We start from the raw sequence: 24,794 nt of genomic DNA, 5'->3' as shown, positions 1-24,794 counted from the left end.
GATGTCAGGTCAAGAGAGGTCCCAAGTGTCTGAGCAAACAAAGTCCTTATTTTCTGCGTTTGATTTTCAAAAGCATTTCATCCTGAGAAACCGTGTCGCCTTAGCCCCGATGACCACCTGGTCGTCGAATGTCGATGGCACGATTTCCGAACAGGAACTGGCATATTATCGCCGTCGCGTGAATGGCGTCGGTCTGGCCATCACGGGTTGTTCTCATGTCATGGCCAATGGAATTGGATTTACCGATGAGTTTGCGGCCTGGGATGATTATTTTCTGCCAAGCCTGACCCGGTTGGCAGCTGCGACCAAAAGTGGTGGCGCACCTGCCGTGCTTCAGCTGTTTCATGCCGGCAACAAAGCGGTGCCTGAACTGACACCCAAGGGTGAAATTGTCAGTGCGAGTGAACTGGCTGCCGCACCCGGTCCATTCAATACCGGGCAGCAAGCCAGCCGCGCCTTAACCGATGAAGAGATTCATGACGTGATTCAGGCTTTTGGTGAGGCGACCCGTCGGGCTATTGAGGCCGGATTCGATGGTATTGAGCTGCATGGTGCGCATGGTTTCCTGATTCAGAATTTCTTTTCGCCTCATTACAATCAACGGACCGACGCATGGGGCGGTTCCCTGGAAAATCGCATGCGTTTCCCGCTTGCGTTGGTGGACGAAGTTCAGCGCGTGGTAAAGCAGTACGCGCAACGCCCGTTTCTGGTCGGCTACCGGATTTCTCTGGAAGAAGCGGAATCGGGCGGGCTGCGGATAGGCGATAGCTTCGCTTTGATCAACCGATTGATAGAGCAGGGGATCAGTTATCTTCATGTGTCGCTCAAGGATTTGCTGACCGATAAACCCATCGATGATCAGGATGGTCTCCCGACCGCTTCGCTGGTGGCTGCGCATGTAAAACAGCGAGTCCCTGTCATTGCCGCAGGTCAGATCAATCGCCCGGAGCAGGCCGAGCAGGCGTTGCAACTCGGCGTGGACATGGTCGCGATTGGCCGCAGTCTGGTGATCAATCCTGAGTGGGTCGAGATGGCGCAAGGCAGAGTGCCGGCTTTTATGCGGGAAACGCTGCCGCGGGATGCGAAACCTGATCTCACAATTCCGGATAAACTCTGGCAGGTAATTGAACAGACGACGGGATGGTTTCCACTGGAAAAATAAGATTGTTGTGTAGCCCCGTTCAGGGGCTACGACTATATCCGGTCTTCCATCGTTGGTTTGTGGCCTCGCAGGCGGCTGATATCTGTCATGGGCGGGATGCCAAACAGCCGGCTGTATTCGCGGTTGAAGTGGGACGGGCTTTCATAGCCGACCCGATAGCTGGCGGCGGAAGCGTCAAGACCGTCCTGCAGCATGATCCGGCGTGCTTCATTGAGCCGGAGCTGTTTCTGAAACTGCAGCGGCGTCATGGACGTCACGGCTTTGAAGGCATTGAACAGGGAAGACTGGCTCATGTGGACCATATCGGCCAGTTCCTGAACCCGGATCGGTTCCCGGTATCGCTGCTGAATCATCTCAACCACTTTGCTGATGCGGTTGGCCTGCGTGTCCCGAAGCAGGAACTGGCGAAGCTGCACACCCGCCGGGCTTTTGAGCAGCCTGTACATGAGTTCCCGTCTGAGCAGCGGCAGCATGACGGCAATATCTTCCGGATGGTCGAGTAACGTCAGGAAGCGTTTGAAGACCGACAGCATCTCTTCATCAGAAGACACGGTTCTGATGCAGTAAGGACATTTGGTGATGGCTTCGGGCGGCTCTTTCATGGCGATCAGCAAATCGGTCAGTTCTTTGAGATCCAGCGCAATGCTGATGCCGATGTAAGGCTGTTCTTCTGAAGCCCGAAGAATTTCGCCGACCACAGGCATCATGACGGGTACCAGTAAAAAATCTCCGCCTTTCAGTAACAGTTCGCGTGCGCCGGCCGTAATGCGCTTTTCACCCTGCACCAGTAAACACAGCATCGGGCTGTAAATGGTCGGTGAACAGGAGGAATTTTCCGTGCTGTGCATCAGCTTTAATTCTGGCAGCACCGTTTCGGTCAGTCCCGGCCCATCAATATGCCGATTCACCAGATTAATTAATTCTTGTTGGGTCGCCGTCATTCCGTCACTCGTCTTTTTCTGTCCACATGCGACTATAGAGTATAAGGCAAGCCTGGGGCTACCGTTTTATGGAATGACAGCGTTCGGAGGAATAGGCAAGGATTGTGTAGGAACAGGCAAGGAAGCCTGTTATCAGGGGGTTTGAGCAGTGTTTAGTGTCTTTGATCGGTCTGTCGAAAGTGTGTTGATTCTATGGGTGAAAATCCTGCTTTGTAGAAATAGGCAATCATTCCCGAGGTTTCGACAATATCAATAAGCTGAATGAGACATAGAATGTCAAGGTGACATCTGAACCCTGAGAGGTGGTTCGGTCACGACATTGCATTTTTCGAATTCAGCCTATCAACGTCAGAGAGGATTGCCTGATGATGACTTTCAACCGATTTGGAAACCGCCTGCGGGGCGGCATTTCTGTGATTCTGCTGTCCGCCTCCGGGGCAGCATTTGGCAATGAATCTCCGGCATCGCCTCCGCTTCCGCAAATCAGTGTGGCCCCCGTGATCAGCGAGCGAATCACGGAGTGGGACGAATATACAGGCCGTTTGCAGGCGCCTGTGAATGTCGTCCTTATGCCCCGTGTGTCTGGTTATGTGACCGAAGTGGCTTACCGGGAAGGCGACATGGTTCATCAGGGCGATGTGCTGTTCAGAATTGATGATCGCCTGTTCCGTGCGGAAGTCGAGCGGCTGGAAGCCCAGCAGGTCAGTCTGCAGAGTCAGCTGAAGCTGGCTGAAAGCGAGTTCGTCCGGGCGAAGCGGCTGAATGCAACCAAAGCCATTTCCGCCGATGTCTTTGATAATCGTCAGGCAGGGTTACAGCAGGCCAGAGCAGAGCTGGATGCGCTTAAAGCATCGCTCAAACATGCCCGTCTGCAGCTCTCATTTACCGAAGTGGTGTCCCCAATCGATGGCCGTGTGTCCCATGCACAGGTGACGCAGGGAAATTATGTCACCAGTGGTCAGAGTGAACTGACGACCATTGTGTCGACCGAGCAGATGTACGCCTATTTTGACGTCGATGAACAAACCTACCTGAATTATGTCCGGAATCACCTGTTGCGTGTGTCTGACACCACTGAATCCAGCCCGGTGATGATGGCTTTGTCTGGTGATGCCGGATTTTCATATCAGGGTCATATCGATTTTGTGAATAACACCGTGAATCAGCAGACCGGTTCAATCCGGATGCGTGCGACGTTTGAGAATGAAGCACAGGTGCTGATGCCCGGTCTGTTTGCACGTTTACGTCTGGTGGCCAGCAAACCCTATGACGCCATTCTGATTGATGAAAAAGCGGTGGGCACTGATCTCAACCGGAAGTATGTCCTCAAACTGGATGACGCCAATGTGGTGACTTATCAGCCCGTGACCCTGGGTGAGAAAGTTGCCGGATTGCGGGTGGTGCAGTCCGGTTTAACAGCAGCCGACAGAATCGTGGTCAGCGGTCTGCAAAAGATCCGGCCAAGTATGCAGGTGTCACCGAAAATCGTTGACATGGCGACCACAGAACAACTGGCGGATATCCACCGTCTTCAGCAATGGGGCACCGAAGAAAGCTATGCAGAAAACAGCAGTGGTGAGGGAAGCCATGTGCTGACCGCCCGCCAACCGACCGACGCACAGTAATCAGGACGCTTCTATGTTTTCACAATATTTTATTCGCAGACCTGTCTTTGCCTCGGTGCTGTCACTGCTGTTTGTCATTATCGGCAGTATTGCGGTCTGGCAGTTGCCGGTCACTGAATACCCGGAAGTCGTGCCGCCGACCGTGGTCGTGAGCGCAAAATATCCCGGCGCGAATCCCGACGTGATTGCCCAGACCGTGGCCTCGCCGCTGGAGCAGGAAATCAATGGCGTGGAGAACATGTTGTATATGTCTTCGCAGTCCACCGCAGACGGCATGATGACGCTGACCCTGACCTTTGCCATCGGCACCGATGTGGATCTGGCGGTGTCTCAGGTGCAAAGCCGGGTCGACCGGGCGTTGCCGCGCTTACCGCAGCAAGTGCAGCGATTGGGTGTGGTGACGGAAAAGTCATCGCCCAACCTGACCATGGTGGTGCATCTGTTCTCGCCGGATGACCGTTACGACATGCTGTATTTATCCAATTTTGCCAATCTCAAAGTGAAAGATGAGCTGGCGAAAGTCAGCGGTGTCGGCTCTGTCCGGTCGTTTGGTGCGGGCAACTTCAGTATGCGGGTCTGGCTGGATCCGAATCAGGTCGCTGCGTTGCATCTGACCCCGGCGGATATCGCGGAAGCGATCCGTCAGCAGAACCAGCAGGCCGTGGCGGGCAGCCTGGGCACGCAACCGGCAACCCACTCGGATTATCAGTTACTGATCAATGTGAAAGGGCGGTTGTCGACCGTTGAAGAGTTTGAAAACATCATTATCCGCGTGGGTGAGCACGGTGAAATCAGCCGCCTGAAAGATGTGGCCCGGATTGAGCTGGGCGCGGATTCCTACGCGCTGCGCTCTACGCTGGACAATCAGGATGCCGCAGCTATCGGTATTTTCCAGGCCGCCGGTTCGAATGCGATTCAGATCTCCAATGATGTTCGCGAGACGATGGCGCGTCTGGCGGAAGACTTCCCGGAAGGCGTGTCTTACGAAATCGCCTATGACCCGACGGTGTTCGTGCGGGGCTCGATTGAAGCCGTGATTCAGACGCTGCTGGAAGCGGTGCTGCTGGTCGTTGCTGTGGTGGTGTTGTTCCTGCAAACCTGGCGGGCGTCGATTATTCCGCTGGTGGCGGTGCCTGTGTCGCTGATCGGTACATTCGCCTTTATGCTGCTGATGGGATTCTCCCTCAATGCACTGTCACTTTTTGGTCTGGTGCTGGCAATCGGCATCGTGGTGGACGATGCCATCGTGGTGGTGGAAAACGTCGAGCGGAATATCAGCGAGGGCTTGTCCCCGGTTGATGCCACGGTAAAAGCCATGCGTGAGGTCACCGGGCCGATTGTCGCGACCACGCTGGTGCTGGCTGCGGTGTTTATTCCGACGGCATTTATGACCGGACTGACCGGCCAGTTTTACAAGCAATTTGCGCTGACGATTACCATTTCAACCTTTATTTCCGCGATCAACTCGCTGACGCTGAGCCCTGCATTATCAGCGCTGTTGCTGAAAGGGCATGATGCGCCGAAAGACTGGCTGACCCGCAGCATGGACCGTCTGTTTGGCCGCTGGCTGTTCAACCCGTTTAACCGGTTCTTCAGCGCCTTGTCAGATGGCTACGGCGTGGTAGTGCGTAAAGTGATTCGTGCCGGTGCAATCGCCGCTGTGGCTTATGTGGCCTTACTCGGTTTGACGGGCTATCAGTTTGCCACCACACCGACCGGCTATATTCCGGCGCAGGACAAGCAGTATCTGATTGCTTTCGCACAGTTGCCGAATGCAGCCTCGCTGGATCGCACCGATGCGGTGCTGAAAAAGATGTCTGATCTGGCGCAGGCGCAGGCAGGGGTTACGAATACACTGGGCTTTCCCGGATTGAGTATCAACGGATTCACCAATGCCTCCAACAGCGGCATTGTATTTGTGATGCTGGATGATTTTGACCAGCGTCAGGATCCGGCAGCCAGCGCCTATGCGATTGCTGCCCGGCTGAATCAGCAATATGCCGGGATTGAAGAAGCCTTTGTCGCGGTCTTCCCGCCACCGCCGGTGATGGGCCTGGGCACGATTGGCGGATTCCGGCTGCAGATTGAAGACCGGAACGGGCTGGGTTTTGAGGCGTTGCATCAGGCAACCATGACGGTGATGCAAAAGGCGGCAGCGACGCCAGAACTGGCCGGGGTTTTCTCCGGGTATCAGGTCAACGTGCCGCAGCTGGATATTGAAGTCGACAGAACCAAAGCGATGCAGCAGGGCGTGAATCTGGATATGCTTTTCCAGACGCTTCAGGGCTATCTGAGTTCAACTTATGTCAATGATTTGAATCTGTTTGGCCGGACGTATCAGGTCAATATGCAGGCCGATCAGGCGTATCGTCAGGATGCGGCGCAGGTCGGGCAGATCAAAGTCCGGAATGCGCAGGGCGACATGGTGCCGATTGATTCTTTCATCCATGTGAAGGATACCGCCGGACCGGACCGCGTGATGCATTACAACGGCTTTATGACCGCAGAGATCAATGGCGGCCCGGCACCGGGTTACAGCTCCGGGGAAGCTCAGGCAGCCATCGAGAAAATTTTGGCTGAAACCCTGCCCAGAGGCATGAGCTATGAATGGACGGAACTGACCTATCAGCAAATGATCACCGGAGACAGCAACCTCTATGTGTATCCACTGGTGATCCTGCTGGTGTTCATGGTGCTGGCCGCTCAGTATGAAAGTGTCCGCTTGCCGATGGCGATTATTCTGATTATTCCGCTGACCCTGCTTTCTGCGCTCAGCGGGGTGGTGCTCTACGGCGGTGATAACAACATCCTGACGCAAATTGGCTTTATCGTGCTGGTCGGGCTGGCCACCAAGAATGCCATCCTGATCGTCGAATTTGCGAAAGAGTTGCAGGATCAGGGGTACTCGGTCAAAGAAGCGATTCTGGAAGCCAGCCGGTTGCGGTTACGACCGATTCTGATGACTTCCATTGCCTTTATCATGGGTGTGGCGCCTCTGGTGTATTCGACCGGCGCAGGCGCCGAGATGCGTCAGGCCATGGGAGTTGCGGTTTTCTCAGGCATGATTGGTGTCACCGTGTTCGGACTCTTGCTGACCCCGCTGTTTTATTACCTGCTGGCGAAGCGGGGGCAGAAACAGTCCGGTGAAGCAAAAACGTCAGCCACATCAGAGCTCCAAGAGGCCATAGGATGAATGACTGGCAGGAACCACTCCTCGGCATCCTGGTGTACTGTGTGGTCAGTCTGACGACGGTGCTTCAGTGTGCGCTGTCTCCCGAGCGGCAGTTTCAGCTTGCTGAGGCTGCTCCGGGGGTGCAACAGCAGGATGATGGTGCCTGGACACAGATCTTCGATGCCGAGGCATTAGCGCAGCTGTCGGTTTCGGAAAGGCCGGAGAAGACGGTCCAGCCGTTATTATGGCAGCCCCCAGGGCTACCGGTTGGCACCGGAGGGATTGATTCCGAAAGTGCGGGTGTAAAAGCAGCGCACTGTCTGAGATCTTCCAATGAAGCAACCGGTGCAGTCAATCTCGTGTTCTGACGCACCGCATATCAGGTCGCAATCCGCTGAATCATTGTGGCGGGGAGCGGCCTGATTTTTTACGCCTGCTGTACAGAAGCATTGACTGGGGATTGATTGTGCGTCTGAGTGCACTTGATCCGGAAAAGGAGACAAAAGGCATGACGAGGTATCTGTGTCATCCCGGCTTGAGAGTGGTAACCTTTGGTTGAAGGTTCAGGTCAGACAGATGAAAAAGGCGGACACGATGAAAATTGGGGAATTGGCGAAACGCACAGGTGTTGCCCCATCCCGCATTCGTTTTTACGAGAGTATTGGTTTGCTGAAGGTGGTGCAGCGCAAGGCAAATGGTTACCGGACGTATCCGCCGGAAGCCGTCCAGGTACTCCATCTGATTTTGATGGCTCAGAAAGCAGGATTCAGTCTGGATGAGCTGCGCATGTTATTGCCATCAGATTTAACCCGGTGGGACCACGACTCGCTGGTCAATACTCTCCGTGAAAAAATTCGGGACATTGAAGTCTTGCAGCAACAACTGACAGAAAGCAAAGCGCATTTAGTTCAGGTGTTGGCGGAGATAGAAGCCAAACCCGATGATATGGATTGTGCGACGAATGCCGGGCGGGTATTGTCGCAACTTGGTCTGAGTGAACCGGTAACGAAAGAGGATAAAGGCTAACCCGCTGTCAAACATGTTGTTTTTCAGCATGAATGTCAGAGAACCCTCCGCTTTTTCAGTTTGTTGATTCCATCTTTGATAAATGCGCGCCGGTCGTCAGCAGCACAGCCACCTGCTTCGCGGTTGCCTGAGCCGATTGCGGATTCTGACCGGTGATCAGCCGGCCATCGACCTCCACACGGGCTGTCAATGGCAGCCAGTTTTTCCGGAAGCGTGCACCGCGCTGCTTCATTTCAGATTCTGCGTTGTAGGGCATTTTTTTCGCAACGCCCGCGAGAATCTCTTCCCGCCAGGAAAAGCCTGTGATGCGTCGCCCTTCGACCAACCGCGTACCGTCCGACAGCTTTGTATTGAGCAGCCCGCAGTACCCATGACAGACGGAGGCAACAATACCGCCATGGTCATAAATGTCACGCGTGATCTTCTGCAATCCGGCGTGATTTGGAAAGTCCCACATGACGCCATGACCGCCCGTAAAATAGATGGCATCAAAAAGCACCGGATCGATGTCTTCGGGTGTGGCGGTGTTTTCAAGCAGTGCCATCCGATGATGATCGGCCAGCCAGGCTTTGGCTGTCGCGTCCAGATTCGGCCACTTGAGGGAACGAGGGTCCAGTGGTGCGTGCCCGCCCATGGGGCTCACAATGGCCTGTTCGAATCCATATTCTGCAAAAACCTGCCATGCGTGGGTGAGTTCTGACAGCCAGAGGCCGGTTGGCGTTGATGGGTCTGCATAGTGTGTGGTGTTGGTGACCACGTGAAGAATTCGCAGGGCCATCTCTGATGCTCCTGTTCTGGCGGGTTAACATTGATGAAAGGCATCATCACTTGCTGAGTATCGGGATATTTGCAGCTTAAGGTTAAAGGTCACTTGAAGGTCAAGTCTTTCATCCGGTTGTGTGCTGCGCCGAAAAGGGTTCAGCATAACCATTGACATTCAAGTTAACTTTAACCTTAGGATTCCTTCATTGCAGACATCGACAGTTGAAGGAGTACGAAGGTATGCAAACGATATTAGGGGCAAACGGCCAGATCGGCCGAGAACTGGCAGTGAGTCTGAAGCAGGATTTTACCCCGGATATCCGGCTGGTCAGCCGGAACCCGCAACCGGTGAATCAGACCGATCAGTTGCTGAGTGCTGACTTGCTTGATCCGAAAGCTGCACAACGGGCGGTTGAAGGTTCAGACATTGTGTATCTGACTGCCGGGCTGCCAATGGATACACAGCGCTGGATCACGCAATGGCCGGTTCTGATGCGGAACGTCATTGAGGCGTGTGCGCAACAGGGAGCGAAACTGGTATTTTTTGATAATACCTATATGTACCCGCAGAGCAGTGCACCGCAAACAGAAGCGACCGTATTTCAGCCGGATGGCCCGAAAGGTCAGGTGCGGGCATTAATTGCCACGGAACTGAATGACGCCATTGTGCAAGGTCGGGTGGAAGCCATGATTTGCAGGGCGCCTGAATTTTACGGTCCGGGTAAGACGCAGAGCATTACCAATTCGACAATCCTCAGTCCGCTGATGCAGGGGCAAAAGGCCCGGGTGTTCCTGCGCGACGATACGCTGCGAAGCCTGATTTACACGCCAGATGCCAGTCGTGCAATGGCGCTGCTCGGCAATACGCCGGATGCTTTCCAGCAGACCTGGCACTTACCCTGTGACGACAACCGTCTGACTTACCGTCAGTTCATTGCGCTTGCTGCGGACATCATGGGTGTGGAAGGACGTTACAACGTGGTGAAACACTGGCAGCTCAGGCTGGCGGGATTGTTCAACCGTACCGTGCGGGATGCGGCCGAGCTTTTGCCCCGCTATGGCGAGGACAACATCTTTATTTCAGACAAATTCAAGGCTCGTTTTCCTGAGTTTCAGGTCACGACTTTCCGCGAAGGACTGACGACTATTCTGCAGGAAGGTACGCTTCAGAAAGACACGCAGCAGAAAGGCACGGGCCATGCGTGGTGATTGCCTCCATAAAGGGGATACGGAGGAAAAATGCACGAAGCATCGTCTTGTGCTGAATCCGGAATGGGTGGAAGTTGCACAGGACAATGCATCCGAGCTGATTGGGTTCACTCGTGTATGGCCTGCTTATCCGGCTGATGCGCCTTGCCCGTTTGCCCGAACCGTGCCATCACAAAAGCGACAAATAACCGCACCCGCATCGGCAGATGATCCCGGTCTCGGTACAGCATAAATAAAGTCCGGGGTTTGCTGCGCCAGTCGGGCAGTACACGACTGAGTTCGCCCTGTTCAATCATGGGCAGGGCGTAATAATCGGGAATGTAGCCAATCCCCAGACCCGCCTGAATGGCGTGGGTCAGCATCCGAATTTCATCAACTTCCATACGAATGGCTTTGGCAGGCTGGTGGTCAAACGTCTGCCCGTTTTTCAGGTGCGCCAACTGCCAGATGTTCATCGGATGGCAGAGAATGGAAGGATGTTCGCCGAGCATGTCAGGGTGCGTGATGGCCTGTACCGGATAATTCGGGTGCGCACAGACAATAAAATGGATATCTTTCAGAGGCCGGGCAATCCAGTTTTCGACCACTGGGGTGCCAACCCGGAACACAACGTCCATGGCCTGCGCTTCAATGTCGATCAGGGTATTTGAAAACTGCAGATCAAGCTGGATCTCCGGATACTGCTGTAAAAATTCTAAAAAGATGTCGCGCAGAAACTGTGACCCGGCATTAATGGGAGCACTGATGCGAATTTTCCCTTTGGGTTCATGCTTATCCCGGTGCAGATCTTCCCCGATATCACTCAGCTCATCAAATAAGGTGCTTGAGCGTTCAAAATACTGCTGGCCGGTGTGGGTCAGTGAGACACGGTGGGCATCTCGGTTCAACAGCCGTAACTGAAGATCGGTCTCCAGCTGACGGATACGCCGGCTGAGGGTGGACAACGGCATGCCGAGGTTTTCTGCGGCCAGTTTGAAACTGCCCAGTCTGGCAACTGAACAAAAACAGCGCAGATCGTCGAGAGAGTAGTTAGATTTCATTTTTGAGATTTACTGTCTTAATTTTGCCTGTTTATCCATATACTGAAACTAATAGACTATCGATTATCTTCTGACAAGTCATCTGGAGAAACGATGAACTCATCTTCAACAATGAAAGCGGTTGTCCTGCTCATTATCTGCAGCTTTTTTTGGGGCAGCTGCTTTCCGATTGGTAAACACGCTCTGAATGAAGTGCATGCGCTGACCCTGGTTTTCTGGCGATTCACCATCGCAGCGGCCTGTCTGGCGCTTTATATTCTGGTCATGGGTTCTGAACGGTTTAAATTAACCGCAAAACAATGGGTCTGGGTGATTGCCGTGAGTGCAGTCGGGGTGGGGGGGCTGAATCTCGGCCTGTTTACCGGTCTTGAACATACGGCGGCAACCAACGGTTCGCTGATTATGGCGCTGAGCCCGTTGATGACGGCACTCATTGCCTGTGTGGCGATGCGCACGTTGCCGACTCTTCTGCAATGTCTCAGCCTTGTGGTGAGTTTGTCCGGCGTCTTGGTGGTGATCACCAATGGTCATCTGGATGCGCTGTTCAATATGCAATTCAATCAGGGCGATAAGATGATTTTCTGCGGCATGTTTGCGTGGAGTTTTTACACCTACTGCAGTCAGGGAATCAGTCGCTGGATGCCTGTCATCCCCTACACATTCGTCGGCATGATCAGTGGTGCCACTGTGATTGGGCTGATGTGTCTGGCGACCCCGGAAGTCCGTCCGTTTGCAGAGTTTTTCAGCAGTACTTCTGTAGGTATGACGGAAGTCGTTTATATTGGTGTCTTCGGTACAGTGGCCGGATATTTGTTGTGGCTGAATGGTGTCCGGGTCCTGGGTTCCCCAACGGCAGCGCTGTTCTTCAACTTTGTGCCTGTCTTTGCGGTCTTTACAGCTTTTCTGATGGGTCAGCCGGTGACACCACTGCAACTGATCGGGATTGCCGTCGTGATTCTTGGCCTGCTGCTGCCAAGGCTGCTGACGTTCCGGAAAGCCGCTCGCGTGGCCTGAGTCCGATCGTTTCTGTCTTCATTTCTTTCAACAAGTGCTCCCGCGATTGCGGGAGCACTGGATCAGGTGGGGGGACAATTCAAAGCTCCGCCAGCAACTCATACGATCGCAGCTTTTTCTCCTGATCAAAGATCAGGGCATTCGCCATAATCTCATCAGCTTGTGTGCGCTCGACCAGATCCATCAGACGACTGCGAACGGTTTCGGGATCACCGTGGATCGACTCCCGCAACTGGTTTTCAATCTGCAGTTTTTCATGGGGCAGCCACAGGGATTCCATGCTCCAGACCGGCGGCGGGATCTTGCCCTGAACGCCGCGGATCATATTGAGGAATTTTTTCTTCTCGGTGGTCCCCAGATACTGTGCTTCCTCATCGGTGTCTGCCACAATCACGTTCACCCCAATCATCACATAAGGTTGCGACAGCTGTTCGGAGGGCTGGAAATGATCGCGATAGATTTGGATCGCGCTCATCATTGCATCCGGCGCAAAGTGTGAGGCGAAAGCAAATGGCAGCCCTTTGATGCCGGCCAGACGGGCGCTGTAAGTGCTGGAGCCCAGCAGCCAGATCGGTACTTCGGCATTGGAGCCGGGACAGGCTTTCACCGGTTGGTTGGGCGAGACCGGACCCATGAAAAATTGCAGTTCTTCTAACAGTTCATCAAAGTTCGGATCCATGTGTTCCGGGTCACGTCTCAGAGCATGCATGGTGGGATAGTCAGTACCCGGCGCACGGCCCAGCCCCAGATCAATCCGGCCCGGATACAGGGCTTCCAGCGTGCCGAATTGTTCGGCAATCACCAGTGGCGCATGGTTGGGCAACATGATCCCACCGGAACCCAGCCGAATTGACGAAGTTTTGGCACCAATATGGCTGATCAACACCGATGTTGCAGCACTGGCGATGTCTGGCATGTTGTGATGTTCAGCCAGCCAGAACCGTTTGTAACCCCACTTTTCGGCATGCTGCGCTAAAGAGACGGAACGCGCATAAGTTGTTGAGAAATCGGCGCCTTCAACAACAGGCGCTAAATCCAGGATTGAGCGTGGCGGTAGTGTCATGGACCCTTCTTTCAGATTAATGATGCATGAATGTCAGACTATGCCCGTTTATTTGAACCGGGTAAACGGACAGAAAAATGCTTGGTTTGAAATAGGGGATGCACTTACAGGCGGAATGTTTTCCGTGCAACAAGAAATCTGTTATTGATATTTAACCTATTGTTTTTAAAAGGTTGATTGCGAGAAGGAATGTTTCTATAGTGCTGGCCAATTCAATCAGGTTATTCCATTCAGCGATGTAGCCGATAATTTTGAATCCAATGGAAATTCATGGCTTATCCATGTGTTTCTTTTCAATCACCACTGTTGATTGGATGCGGTAAATCGCGTGAATGACTGAAATGAATGCTCATATTGAACCAGTGGAGACAGGCAAATGACAAAGTATGATCAGGAAGGTTCATGAAAAGAACAGTCAAGTTATCTCATTCAAGAGTTTCGTATACAGTCTATTTGCCTGAGGAAAAGAAAAAAGATGTGCTGACCCCGCTGGTTTTCTTGCATGGCACAAACAGCGATGGTGAGTCCAGCTTTGGCCAGATTCATCCCCGGTTCAGTCTGAACCGGAAAGTCATTATTCCGGATTATGCTGGCTGTGGTGATTCCACACTTCCTTGTGATGGCATCACGGTAGAAACGTTAGTCGATCAGGTCGTTGCGATTTTAGATGATTACGGCGTCAGTCAGGTTGATCTCGTTGGGCACTCTCTGGGTGCGGTGGTTGCAGCGGCACTCGCTGGCCGACACCCGGCATATGTGAACCGACTGATTCTCAGCTCACCATGGTGTGATTCAGATGATCCCCGGCATCAGCTGATTTTTGGTACGTGGAAGGCGTTAGAGGAATCCAACACCAGGTTGTCGATGTCTTTTGCGCTGAGCCATGTCCTGAGCCCGGCATTTCTTTCCCAACTGGGGAAAGAGATGATTGAGAAGATATGTCATCGTGAAAGTGCCATGAATACCAATCTCAGAATTGAACTGGGAATGAATATTGATATTCGTCATTATCTGGAAAATATTCATGCAAGAACGCTGGTGATGGGGATGTCTCACGATACGCTGATTCCTGCAAATATGGTTCAGGATGTTGTGAGCCGAATTAAAGATTGTGAATACGGTGAAGTAGAGAGTGGTCATGCGGTTCAGCTTGAAAATCCATCAGCTTGGTCACATGAAATTTCTAGTTTTTTAAACCGAAACATAGCCGACTGATTCAACATGAAAGGGTAACTTCTGCATATACTGGATATGCAGAAGTTTGGTTTTAAAATGGATTATTCAGGCCAAAATAAGCATCAGTGTAATTAAGACTCATGATTTGATTCATGATTCGAACGCTCAAACGCCATCTCTTCTTTGATTCGATCTTCAAATTGCAGGAAGAGTTTGAGGTAGTTATTGTCGAACCGCTCACCGCCGCCCGATTCGCCCAGCCATGCTTCATACAGGCTGGCAGACAGCTCTTCCGTTACCCGTTTATAAGCCAGCTTCTGTTGTTGTGCCAGCCGGGGCGGATAACCCAGTTCCCTCAGGGCTGCACCGCCGATTTCCAGTGCGGAATGATACGTTTCGGCTTCAATCACATCGGCACCGGCCTGACGGAGACGATACATGTGTCCCCGGTCATAGGCCCGGGCCAGCACTTTGACTCTGGGGTAACTGTGTTTGATGTATTTCACCAGATTGATGCTGCTTTCCGGATTGTCCATCGCAATGACTACCATGGCGGCCTGCTCGATCCCGGCGGTGTGAAGCAGGTCGTGACGGGTGGCATCGCCGAAATAGGCTTTGGTATTGATTCTTCGCATGGTGTCGATAATGGATGACTGGTGATCCAGCACCACAGTTTTGACCCCATTGGCAATCAGCAGGCGGTTGATAATTTGGCCGAAACGGCCAATCCCTGCGATGATGACGGTGCCTTGTTCATCGATGTTGTCCGCTTCCCGTTCATTCGAGGACTGTTCAAAGCGGGGCAGAATCACTTTGTCGAACAGAATAAACAGTCCCGGTGTCAGCATCATTGACAGGGCGACTACCAGCGACAGAATCTGAGCCAGTCCGGGGGGCAGTACATGGTTCTGCACGGTAAAACTGATCAGCACAAAGCCGAATTCACCGGCCTGCGCCAGACTCAGGGTAAACAGCCAGCGGTTGCTGTTCCGGATGCGGAAGATGAAAGCCAGCATATACAGCACAAAGGCTTTTAAAGCGATAACCCCCAGCGTCAGTCCAATGACTGTGAAGAATTTACTGAACAGGATGTCAAAGTTGATCCCGGCGCCGACTGTAATGAAAAACAAACCCAGCAGCAGACCTTTGAACGGGTCAATATTGGATTCGAGCTCATGCCGGAATTCACTGTTGGCCAGGACCACGCCCGCCAGAAAGGTGCCCAGTGCCGGAGAGAGTCCCACAAGACTCATCAAAATTGCGACACCTAAAACCAGCATCAGAGCCGTGGCCGTGAAAATCTCACGTAAGCCTGAACTTGCCACAAACCGGAACAAGGGTCTGCTGAGATAATGACCGCCGATCACCACAAAGGCGATAGAAGCGGTAATCACCAGACCATAAGCCCAGCCGGGCAAGCCCGCGACAAGACTCAGTTCTTCATGATGCTCTGCGGCGGCAGCGGTTGCAGCCTGCGCCTGTTCAATTAGTTCCGGCAATGCCAGTAAGGGCAGCAGCGCCAGTAGCGGGATGACGGCAATATCCTGGAACAGCAGGACAGAAAAGGCATTTTTACCGCCTTCCGTTTTACCGAGCCCTTTTTCATTGAAGGTTTGCAGGACGATAGCGGTGGATGACATCGCAAGGATCAGCCCGATCGCCAGCGCCAGTGTCCAGGGCAGGTGAATCAGGATACCAAAGCTGGTAAAGGCGAGGGCAGTCAGACCGATTTGCAATCCGCCGAGTCCGACTAATCGGTGGCGCATGGCCCAGAGCGATCTGGGCTCCAGCTCCAGACCGACCAGAAACAGCATGATCACGACCCCGAACTCGGCAAAATGCTGAATGGTTGTGGTTTCTTCGCCGACAAGACCAACCACGGGGCCAATCACGATGCCGGCGATCAGATAGCCGAGCACAGAACCTAACCCAAAACGCTGTGCAAGCGGCACAGCAATGACGGCAGCAATCAGATAAATAAAGGCATAGATAAGGTATTCCGTCATGTTTTTTCCTTGAACAGCAGCGGTGTCAGCAATTCAGTGTACGAGTCGAAAGCTATGCTTGCCCGATGATTCAGCGGCGTCACAGACAAGCACGTCTTTTGAGTGTAGAGCAGATAATTTAAGCCTTTTTTTCTCAAGGGGCTACGGGTTCCGGGGGCTTTTTCGCAACTGATTTCATCTGCCCGGTGTTGAGCGCAGAAAATCAATTTCAGGCAAAACTGGCGGCTTGGTTTGGGAAGTCGGGTTCGGGGCGTTGGGCTCGGAGTGTAGCGTTCGGGGTTTGAGCTTCGGTGAGGATTACCTGCAAGCGGGGAGGAGGCGCAAAATCATTTCTCTGGAAATAATTTTCTGGGCAATGGCTGCTGTTCACCGAAGAAACAGAAATGAATTCAGGGATATTCATTGCTTCATCAATGCGGTCTATGAACCCATCTATAACAGTGATTTGACGCGATAATCCGGGTCTCTAAAATGATAAATAAATCGATAATATCTGATCTTGTTTTCAATCAATATTTCATCAGTTTTTGATGAAAGGAGTAACTGAGATGAAACTATCAGTGGTTCATACCGAACATTCTGAAGAGATAAAAAATACCCCCCATTCAACAGAACATGGCTGGAAACGCTGGTTCTGGATGGCTTACCTGTGGGCGGGCAGTGTGCTGGCGCTGGCCTTAATTGCCAGTTTGATCCGGATATTCATGATGGCTGCCGGCATGAAAATGCATTGATGACTCTGTGCTGAATTCAGCCCTGATTTGCAACCCGCCGGAATCAGGATATCGATAGTGTTTTCGATGGAAAGGATATTATCCATATCTTGATTTCTTCCATTCCGCCTGTTCACTCTTTTCAGCATTACAGAAAAGGGAAAAGGAGGGGGCCGTGACTGCGCCTCATTTATTTCAGACACTGGATCAAATCGTGCCGGTGGCACAGTTTGAAGATACATGGCAGCGCCAATTTTATTATCTGCGCTTGTCCGTGACGGATGTGTGTAATTTTCGGTGCACTTATTGTTTGCCGGAGGGTTACCGGCCCGGTCACGTCAAGAATAAAAGCTTTCTGACACTGGATGAAATCCGCCGGGTGACCCGGGCGTTTGCCATGGCCGGGACAGATAAAGTTCGTCTGACCGGCGGCGAACCGTCGTTGCGCCGCGATTTTATCGACATTATCGCCGCGGTCCGTGAAAACGAATCTGTCCGGCAACTGGCGATGACCACCAATGGTTACCGGATGGCCCGGGATGTTGCGGCCTGGCGAAAAGCGGGTCTGACATCGGTCAACGTCAGCCTCGATAGTCTCGACGCACGCCAGTTTTATGCGATCACCGGACAGGACAAATTTCATCAGGTCATGGCCGGAATTGATGCAGCCTTTGAGGCCGGGTTTGAAAAGGTCAAAGTGAATACTGTGCTGATGCGGGATATCAATCACCATCAGCTGAAGACATTTTTAGAGTGGATTCGTCCCCGTCCGATTCAGTTACGTTTTATTGAGCTGATGGAAACCGGGAATGGCGGCGATCTGTTTCGCAGGCACCATATTTCCGGGGACGTCATTCGCCGCCAGCTCACCGAGATGGGATGGCAGTTGCAGCCGCGTGGCCGCAGCGATGGCCCGGCACAGGTTTTCTCACATCCGGATTATGCCGGAGAGATCGGCCTGATCATGCCTTATGACACTAATTTTTGCGCCAACTGCAACCGTCTTCGGGTTTCGGCCGTTGGTCAGCTGCACTTGTGTCTGTTTGGCGATCACGGCGTCCCGCTTCGCGATTTACTGGCGTCTGATGATCAGTTGCCTGAGTTACAGGCACGTATCGCCGATAGTCTCGGACAGAAAAAACAAACGCACTTTTTACATCAGGGGAATACAGGGATCACGCAGAACTTATCGTTTATCGGTGGCTGACAGGAGGCAACCATGGGCAAAACTGATTCTTCATTCATGCCGGTCAGTGTGGCTGTACTGACGGTGTCCGATCACCGGGATGCCCGCAATGACACGTCCGGCGATTATTTCCGGCAGGCCAGTCATGAAGCCGGACATCAGGTGGCTGAATCGCACATCGTCCCGGATAACAAATATGCGATTCGTGAGATCGTGTCGCGTTGGATCGCAGGCAATTCGGTGCAGGTGGTGCTGGTGAATGGCGGCACAGGATTCAACGCAAAAAATTCGACGCCGGAAGCGCTGCAACCATTGTTTGACCGGGACATTGCGGGGTTCGGGGAAGCGTTTCGTCGCCTGTCCTGGGACGACATCGGTACCAGTACGTTACAGTCCCGCGCGCTGGCTGGCATGGCGAACGGGACACTGATTTTTGCCGTGCCGGGCTCAACCGGTGCCTGTCGTCTGGCATGGGAAGAGCTGATTGCCCCGCAATTGGATGCCCGGACGCGTCCCTGCCAGTTTGTCCCGCATCTGAAGCCGGTGGAATGATGAAACCACGGATACCCTTCAGGCCATTGTGTGATTTGGAGAGATGATGATTCACGTTTTATTTTTTGCGCAGGTCCGGGAACTGACCGGATGTGATGCGCTGCAGTTGGATGCTCACTACGACAGCGTCGAACAACTGAGGGCTGCGCTTGCTGAACGGGGCGACCGCTGGGCGCTGGCGCTGGAGAAAGGCAAGCTGCTGGCGGCAGTAAACCAGACGATGGTACCGTTCGATCATCCGCTGAAATCCGGGGATGAAGTGGCTTTATTTCCGCCGGTGACCGGAGGCTGAGATGTTAAACCGAATTCGGGTCTGTCCGGAAGCTTTTGATATCCGGACAGAACATGACTGGCTGGCCGCTGATGATCAGGATGGTGCCGTTGTCACTTTCCTTGGCAAAGTCCGACATCTGAATCTGGGCGATTCAGTCAGTGCGCTGACGCTGGAACATTACCCCGGCATGACGGAAAAAGCATTGCAGCAGATTGCCGGGCAAGCCCGGCAGCGTTGGGCACTGAACCGTATCACTATCGCCCATCGCATTGGAAAGCTCGGCGCAGGCGAAAACATCGTCCTGGTTGGTGTAAGCAGTGCGCATCGCGGGAACGCCTTTGCCGCTGCAGAATTCATCATGGATTATCTGAAAACCCGGGCTCCTTTCTGGAAACGGGAATCGACAGCGGCTGGCGATCGCTGGGTTGATGCCCGCGACAGTGATCATCAGGCCGCCGCACGCTGGACATCGGCCAGCGAATCGCACTGAAAAAGAAACTGACTCAGTTACCTTCCGCTCTCTCACTTTTTGGAAAATACGCATATCATTTTCCCGGCGCCTTGTCTGAACTGACAGGCGCCGATTTTTTTCGTTCTCCCTTTTTTCATTCGCCCTTTTTTTATTCACCCTTTTTTATTCACCCTTTTTTATTTACCTATGCCGGACTCACCCATCTGGCCCAGCCGTGTCTGCTTGATTTCTGCGTTAGAGTGTATGTCCGGCCGGGCGCACAGCCTTGACGTCAGGCAGCACCGTACCTATACCCAATAAACATCTTCATCGTGAGGTTCGTCTTCTGGCGAGCCGGTTTCTTATTCACCCGTCGTTTTTTGAAGTATTTGCTGGCGGGTTAAGGAGAAGACATGGTCAAACAACGGAAAGTCCCGGGTGTGAAAAACTATAAAGCACCGGCTGGCGGATGGGGGGCACTGAAAGCCACGGCGATAGCAGTGAGACAGCAGATGGATACCGTGAAAGCGCCCATCACGCTGCTGCGCACGAATCAGCCGGATGGCTTTGACTGTCCGGGATGCGCATGGCCGGATAAGGAACACAAATCCACCTTTCAGTTTTGTGAAAACGGCGCCAAAGCCGTGACCTGGGAAGCCACCAACAAACGGGTCACCCCAGAGTATTTCGCCAGTCATACGGTGTCGACCTTACTGACCTACAGCGATTTTGAACTGGAAGATCTGGGACGGCTGACCCATCCGCTTGCTTATGATCCCTCGACGGATACGTATCAGCCGGTGGCATGGGAAACCGCTTTTGAACGCATCGGTGAGATTTTGCGCCAACTGTCGCCACAGCAAGTTGAGTTTTACACCTCTGGCCGGGCCTCGAATGAGGCAGCTTATCTCTATCAGCTGTTTGCCCGGGAATACGGGACCAATAATTTCCCGGACTGTTCCAATATGTGCCATGAACCGACGAGTGTCGGTCTGCCGCGCTCTATCGGTATCGGGAAGGGCACGGTGTCACTGGCTGATTTCGATGATTGTGAGCTGATTATTGCCATCGGACATAATCCCGGGACCAATCACCCGAGAATGATGGGAACCCTGCATGAGGCTTCGCGCCGGGGGGTACCGATCATTGTTTTCAACCCGCTCAGAGAACGGGCGCTGGAGCGTTTTGCCGACCCCCAGAATATGGTGGAAATGGCAACGTACCGTTCAACGCGGATTGCATCGTCTTACTTTCAGGTGCGGGCCGGAGGCGATGCGGCTGCGCTGAAAGGTATCATGAAAGCCTTGCTGGAGATGGAAGCCGATTCTGGGGATGTGCTGGATAAAGACTTTATTCAGCAGCACACCAATGGGTTTGATGCGCTGGCTGAGGATCTGAAGACGACAGCATGGACAGAAATAGAAACGATCAGCGGACTTGCCCGTGACGATTTAGAAATGGTTGCAGCGACTTACGCCAAATCCAATGCGACCATTGTCAGTTACGGCATGGGAGTGACACAACATAATACGGGGACTGCCAATGTCCGGCTGATTTGTGATCTGCTGATGCTTCGGGGCAATTTTGGCAAACCGGGCGCTGGGATTTGCCCGCTGCGCGGACACTCCAATGTGCAGGGGAACCGGACGGTGGGGATTACGGAAAAGCCTTCTGCTGAATTCTTACAACGCCTTGAACACACCTTTGGATTTAAGCCGCCAACGGCACAGGGTCATGACGCAGTACAGGCCATGCAGGCTATCGTGGCGCAATCTTCGAAAGCTTTGATTTGTCTGGGAGGAAACCTGATCGTTGCCTTACCGGATCCGGCGCAATGTTTTCCCGCCATGGGCAACATGGAACTCTGTGTGTATATCGGGACCAAACTGAACCGGACCCACTTGCTGGTGGGGAAAGAAACTTTTCTGTTTCCCTGTCTGGGCCGGACTGAGCTGGATGAACAGGAAAGCGGCCCGCAGTCTGTCACGGTGGAAGATTCGATGTCGATGGTTCATGCATCTGCGGGCAAGCTGAAGCCAGCCTCGGAACAGCTTCGCTCTGAAATCGCGATTGTTGCGGGGATGGCTCAGGCAACGTTGCCGGACAGCAAAGTCCCGTGGCAGTCGCTGACTGCGGACTATAACCAGATCCGTGATCTCATTGAACAAACCGTGCCGGGGTTTGAGAACTTCAATGAACGAATCCGTCAACCGGGCGGTTTCAGGCTGCCATTGCCGCCGACCGAGCGCATCTGGAACACAGCGTCAGGCAAAGCAGAGTTTTATGTTTTTGCGGGATTGCTGGAAGACAAACAGGTCAAAACAAGCGATGTCCTGCGGCTCATCACCATCCGAAGTCATGATCAGTACAACACCACAATTTACTCGCTGGATGACCGGTACCGTGGGGTATTCGGCCGCTGCGATGTGCTCTTCATGCACCCGGACGATCTGGCCAGTCGCGGGCTGTCACATGGTGATACTGTCGATCTTGCAACCATCACACAGGGTGAACCGATGGTTTATCAGGGGCTGACTGCCATCGAATATCAAATTGCTGCCGGATCGGTAGCTGCGTATTACCCGGAAGCCAACAGACTGGTGCCATTGGACTATATCGACGAAGAGTGCGGCACGCCGTCGTACAAGTCTGTGCCGGTCAGAGTGCGGAAAGCTGAGTCCTCATCATCGAGCACGTGCCAGCGGAGCGGGGGCAAAGCTGGCACGTGAATCCCTGTCATGGTCAGTATGCGATGGTCAGTAATACCGGCGGAACATGACATTGAACTGAGTTTCGTGCAGTTCCGCCAGATCGGCATACTGGGCACCCAGATCGATAGCGGTGTCTTCAAGACCCAGATAAGTCAGGGTCGCCGAGGCCTTATGCTTAAAATTGCTGTCTGCGTACTGGTTCCAGACGGTATTGGCTGAAAGCGAGATTTTCACATCTTGCCTGAAATAGCTGAACAGGCCGGTATCGATGGCAAAGGCACCCCAGACTTTGTCTGAACTGGCCGAAAGCTCCGTATCAACCGTGGCATAGACCTGAACGGCGTTATTGACCGTATGGCTCAGGCCGAGACCGCCGGACACAAACAATCGCTTGTTATCCCGTTCGGCAAAGTCGGTTCCTCTGTCCCACTGTACGGAGAATTTGCCGGACCAGCCGCCGAACAAGGGGTCATAAGGGATATAACTGTTGATGGCGTATAAGGTGAAATTATCCAGACGGAGCGCGTTCCGGCTGGCGCTGACGGAGATTTTCATCAGTTCCAGCGAGGATTCACTGAAAGCATTCCGGTTGTCATCTTTGAGCGTGTGTGATGCCGGTAACCAGGTAGCTGTTAGTTCCGGATCATTCTGTTGATCCCAGCGGGTTCCGATTTGCCACTGAGCATCTTTTTGACGCTTGAGTGGGTTTTTAAAGTCACTCAGGTCAACGGCCAGGGATTCGAACTGGTCATCATAGCGGGCCAGCGCTCGGGCATTGTCGGTATAAGATGCCTCAGAAATTTCTTCGGTTTCCAGCAAATACTGATTCAGCGCGCTGGAGAATTCCCAGGTCAGAAATTGCTGCTCGACCGGGCTGTCTTCGTCGATGGCGCTTTTTTCCAGCGCACCGTCGCTTAATTGTTTCACGAGCGATTGCTTTACCGCATCCGTCTGAGAGGCACCATAGGCGCGCAGACGCCAGTTCAGGGAAGGGGTTATGCTGGCTTGTTCGATCATCTGGCTCTGGTTCGCGAGCTGAATTAAATCCAGCGGGCTCAGCCAGTCCCGGCGATGTGCCATCAAATCCGGATTGCTGATAGCAATCAGATTCAGCGTGATCGACGCACAATTCTGGTTGTGGAAGTAGTAATCAATTTTGGTGTCTTTCAGTTCCCACAAGTGCAGCTTAATGAGTTGTTTGTCTTTTTCAGACAGATTGAGCTGGTACTCGTAGACATTCCTGCCTTCAATGCCTTTATAGTGCTCCAGACTTTCCCGGTAAGGGGAGACCATGAAATAACCTTCTTTTCCGACGACAAGGGAATCGAACATGATCTTGGGCAGATTAAATCCGGCAACTTCCGTAAAGAAAGAGACGGCATGGCCCGGGTCCTGCGTATTCTCGCTGAGCTTGATAAAAGCGTGACCCATAAAGCTGCTCGGACTCAGCAGGTTTTCTGAAGCATAGACCAGGCTGATTGAATTTGCGGAAACGGCATCAAGATAGGTTTGTAATTCACCACATGGAGAAAAATCCGGCTGTGGGATATACGAGTAACTCTCGGCCAGCAACTGCGCCCGTGCCGGAAAACGGCAAATATAATCTTGTGCGTGTTCCGGCTGTGTCAGCTGAGCGATATTTGCATCGATCTCGGCCTCAATATCCGTCGGGTTGGATGAGAAATAAAACCCGGGATCCTGAATATTCAGTTGCTCGTCACTGACATGCAGGAGCGTGGCAAAAGTTGAGGAGGTGTTCTGAACCTCATGTGACTTTGACACATGTGACGGTGTTTTTGCCATCACAGGCAAACTCAGAGGAATACAAAAAAAAGAAGCCCAAAGGCTTCTTATCATTGAAGACTGAAACAACTGCATTGAACAGATTATTGGCAGTTGATTTGCAGCGTATCCTGGTAACGCCACATTTTTTCAGAAGCGAAGTCTGTGGTTGAACCGAATGCACCGCCAGACAGAATGTTTACGAAGAATGTTGGCTCAACTTCTTTGTTCAGTGCCACTTGCTGCTTACAACCTTCAGAAGTCACGAGCAGTGTTTTGTCTTTGTTTTCTTTCTTCACAGTGATGATGCCTGGTGCAGTTTGCTCAATGCCATCAACTTCAACAGTGAATTTCTTATCAGAAGAAGAAACAACGTTAATGCGCTGGTTTTCATCAGTCAGAATGGTAGAACAACCTACAGCAGAAATCGCTGCACCAGCAACAATCAGAGTTTTAATTACGTTCATGATACATCCAAATAGTATATAGCTAAGATAAGCGCGGTGATTATACTATTAAATTTATAATTGACAATATCCTGACAAATCCGATCTCATCCACGTTAAATGAATGTACCTGATTTTTTAATTGTATTAACTTTGTTTATCTGAAAAATACAATGTTCGAATGTAATGTTCATTCTATATTGATTCAAACTTTTGCATGCATCTCATGGCTGAATACATCAAGCTGATCCGATAGGTTCATTATCGTTTCAGCGTATTTTCCCTAGTCAATGTTATCATCGCTTTAGGGATTCCTTATTCTCAGAGAGAATCGTGAAGCATCGTGCAAGGAACATATACAGCGGCAATGCATCGCTGCATGAGGCCTGACCAGGAGAAGGGGCTGGATATGTCTGTTTTGATACCGGACCAGACAATCCGGAGGTGGCCTGACGGCCAGAATGGTCTCAGTAACCTTCGCAA

21 protein-coding genes are annotated in these 24,794 nt (G+C 52.5%); 14 read left to right on the top strand and 7 right to left on the bottom strand.

All coding sequences use genetic code 11. The features are described 5' to 3' along the window. Positions 1-25 precede the first annotated feature (25 nt). The gene (locus tag SPK40_RS06330; protein WP_330959801.1) at positions 26-1,162 is read left to right on the top strand and encodes an NADH-dependent flavin oxidoreductase; all 1,137 of its coding nucleotides are present in this window, start codon (positions 26-28) and stop codon (positions 1,160-1,162) included. Positions 1,163-1,194: 32 nt separating this feature from the next. On the opposite strand, the gene SPK40_RS06325 is transcribed toward SPK40_RS06330, so the two are convergent. Further along, complete coding sequence (locus tag SPK40_RS06325) at positions 1,195-2,103, bottom strand: AraC family transcriptional regulator (RefSeq protein WP_248139483.1); 909 nt, start codon at positions 2,101-2,103, stop codon at positions 1,195-1,197. Positions 2,104-2,468: 365 nt separating this feature from the next. Between SPK40_RS06325 and SPK40_RS06320 the strand changes: the two genes are divergently transcribed. From SPK40_RS06320 to SPK40_RS06305, 4 genes are all read left to right on the top strand, one after another. Continuing rightward, positions 2,469-3,728 carry an efflux RND transporter periplasmic adaptor subunit gene (locus tag SPK40_RS06320; RefSeq protein WP_330959800.1) on the top strand — a complete coding sequence of 420 codons (1,260 nt, stop codon included), beginning with the start codon at positions 2,469-2,471 and terminating at the stop codon, positions 3,726-3,728. A gap of 13 nt (positions 3,729-3,741) precedes the next feature. Then, positions 3,742-6,921: an efflux RND transporter permease subunit gene (locus tag SPK40_RS06315; RefSeq protein WP_330959799.1), complete on the top strand. Its 3,180-nt coding sequence runs from the start codon at positions 3,742-3,744 to the stop codon at positions 6,919-6,921. Further along, entirely contained in the window at positions 6,918-7,268 is a 351-nt protein-coding gene (locus tag SPK40_RS06310; RefSeq protein ID WP_330959798.1) for a hypothetical protein, read from the top strand. The genes SPK40_RS06315 and SPK40_RS06310 overlap by 4 nt, the downstream gene beginning before the upstream one ends. Positions 7,269-7,494: 226 nt before the next feature. After that, complete coding sequence (locus tag SPK40_RS06305) at positions 7,495-7,926, top strand: MerR family transcriptional regulator (RefSeq protein ID WP_330959797.1); 432 nt, start codon at positions 7,495-7,497, stop codon at positions 7,924-7,926. A gap of 55 nt (positions 7,927-7,981) precedes the next feature. Here the strand turns inward: SPK40_RS06305 and SPK40_RS06300 are convergent, their stop codons facing one another. Further along, positions 7,982-8,704 carry a type 1 glutamine amidotransferase domain-containing protein gene (locus tag SPK40_RS06300; protein WP_330959796.1) on the bottom strand — a complete coding sequence of 241 codons (723 nt, stop codon included), beginning with the start codon at positions 8,702-8,704 and terminating at the stop codon, positions 7,982-7,984. A gap of 224 nt (positions 8,705-8,928) precedes the next feature. Between SPK40_RS06300 and SPK40_RS06295 the strand changes: the two genes are divergently transcribed. Further along, the gene (locus SPK40_RS06295; protein WP_330959795.1) at positions 8,929-9,897 is read left to right on the top strand and encodes an NAD-dependent epimerase/dehydratase family protein; all 969 of its coding nucleotides are present in this window, start codon (positions 8,929-8,931) and stop codon (positions 9,895-9,897) included. Between the two features lie 107 nt (positions 9,898-10,004). Here SPK40_RS06295 and SPK40_RS06290 read toward each other — a convergent pair whose 3' ends face one another. Further along, entirely contained in the window at positions 10,005-10,937 is a 933-nt protein-coding gene (locus tag SPK40_RS06290; protein WP_330959794.1) for a LysR family transcriptional regulator, read from the bottom strand. Between the two features lie 93 nt (positions 10,938-11,030). Here SPK40_RS06290 and SPK40_RS06285 point away from each other — a divergent pair, with 93 nt between their 5' ends. Further along, positions 11,031-11,951: a DMT family transporter gene (locus SPK40_RS06285; protein WP_248139496.1), complete on the top strand. Its 921-nt coding sequence runs from the start codon at positions 11,031-11,033 to the stop codon at positions 11,949-11,951. Between the two features lie 79 nt (positions 11,952-12,030). Here the strand turns inward: SPK40_RS06285 and SPK40_RS06280 are convergent, their stop codons facing one another. Further along, positions 12,031-13,014 carry an LLM class flavin-dependent oxidoreductase gene (locus tag SPK40_RS06280; RefSeq protein ID WP_330959793.1) on the bottom strand — a complete coding sequence of 328 codons (984 nt, stop codon included), beginning with the start codon at positions 13,012-13,014 and terminating at the stop codon, positions 12,031-12,033. A gap of 402 nt (positions 13,015-13,416) precedes the next feature. Between SPK40_RS06280 and SPK40_RS06275 the strand changes: the two genes are divergently transcribed. Further along, entirely contained in the window at positions 13,417-14,229 is an 813-nt protein-coding gene (locus SPK40_RS06275; RefSeq protein WP_330959792.1) for an alpha/beta fold hydrolase, read from the top strand. Between the two features lie 92 nt (positions 14,230-14,321). Here SPK40_RS06275 and SPK40_RS06270 read toward each other — a convergent pair whose 3' ends face one another. Then, the gene (locus tag SPK40_RS06270) at positions 14,322-16,196 is read right to left on the bottom strand and encodes a monovalent cation:proton antiporter-2 (CPA2) family protein (RefSeq protein WP_248139502.1); all 1,875 of its coding nucleotides are present in this window, start codon (positions 16,194-16,196) and stop codon (positions 14,322-14,324) included. Positions 16,197-16,744: 548 nt separating this feature from the next. Between SPK40_RS06270 and SPK40_RS06265 the strand changes: the two genes are divergently transcribed. The 6 genes from SPK40_RS06265 (at position 16,745) to SPK40_RS06240 (ending at position 22,101) form a co-directional block, all read left to right on the top strand. Further along, positions 16,745-16,930: a DUF2474 domain-containing protein gene (locus tag SPK40_RS06265; protein ID WP_248139503.1), complete on the top strand. Its 186-nt coding sequence runs from the start codon at positions 16,745-16,747 to the stop codon at positions 16,928-16,930. Positions 16,931-17,111: 181 nt separating this feature from the next. After that, positions 17,112-18,116, top strand: a complete 1,005-nt coding sequence (moaA, locus tag SPK40_RS06260; protein ID WP_442957556.1) for a GTP 3',8-cyclase MoaA — start codon at positions 17,112-17,114, stop codon at positions 18,114-18,116. A 12-nt stretch (positions 18,117-18,128) separates the two neighbouring features. Further along, positions 18,129-18,647 carry a molybdenum cofactor biosynthesis protein B gene (gene moaB, locus SPK40_RS06255; protein ID WP_330959791.1) on the top strand — a complete coding sequence of 173 codons (519 nt, stop codon included), beginning with the start codon at positions 18,129-18,131 and terminating at the stop codon, positions 18,645-18,647. A 46-nt stretch (positions 18,648-18,693) separates the two neighbouring features. After that, positions 18,694-18,939, top strand: a complete 246-nt coding sequence (gene moaD, locus SPK40_RS06250) for a molybdopterin synthase sulfur carrier subunit (protein WP_248141602.1) — start codon at positions 18,694-18,696, stop codon at positions 18,937-18,939. A 1-nt stretch (position 18,940) separates the two neighbouring features. After that, positions 18,941-19,411, top strand: coding sequence for a molybdopterin synthase catalytic subunit MoaE (moaE, locus tag SPK40_RS06245; protein ID WP_330959790.1), 471 nt, complete (start codon positions 18,941-18,943; stop codon positions 19,409-19,411). Positions 19,412-19,785: 374 nt separating this feature from the next. Further along, positions 19,786-22,101, top strand: a complete 2,316-nt coding sequence (locus SPK40_RS06240) for an FdhF/YdeP family oxidoreductase (protein WP_330959789.1) — start codon at positions 19,786-19,788, stop codon at positions 22,099-22,101. A 27-nt stretch (positions 22,102-22,128) separates the two neighbouring features. On the opposite strand, the gene SPK40_RS06235 is transcribed toward SPK40_RS06240, so the two are convergent. Both SPK40_RS06235 and SPK40_RS06230 read right to left on the bottom strand, forming a co-directional pair. Next, on the bottom strand, positions 22,129-23,865 hold the full coding sequence (locus SPK40_RS06235; protein ID WP_330959788.1) for an Lnb N-terminal periplasmic domain-containing protein: 1,737 nt from the start codon (positions 23,863-23,865) through the stop codon (positions 22,129-22,131). A 104-nt stretch (positions 23,866-23,969) separates the two neighbouring features. Then, positions 23,970-24,332, bottom strand: a complete 363-nt coding sequence (locus SPK40_RS06230; protein ID WP_248139512.1) for an adenosine deaminase — start codon at positions 24,330-24,332, stop codon at positions 23,970-23,972. Positions 24,333-24,794 lie beyond the last annotated feature (462 nt).

The organism is Photobacterium sp. 53610, from assembly GCF_036409375.1.
In the GTDB taxonomy this organism is placed as follows: Bacteria; Pseudomonadota; Gammaproteobacteria; order Enterobacterales; family Vibrionaceae; genus Photobacterium.
Note: the sequence above shows the minus strand (reverse complement) of the source record. Positions and strands in the feature narration are given on the sequence as shown.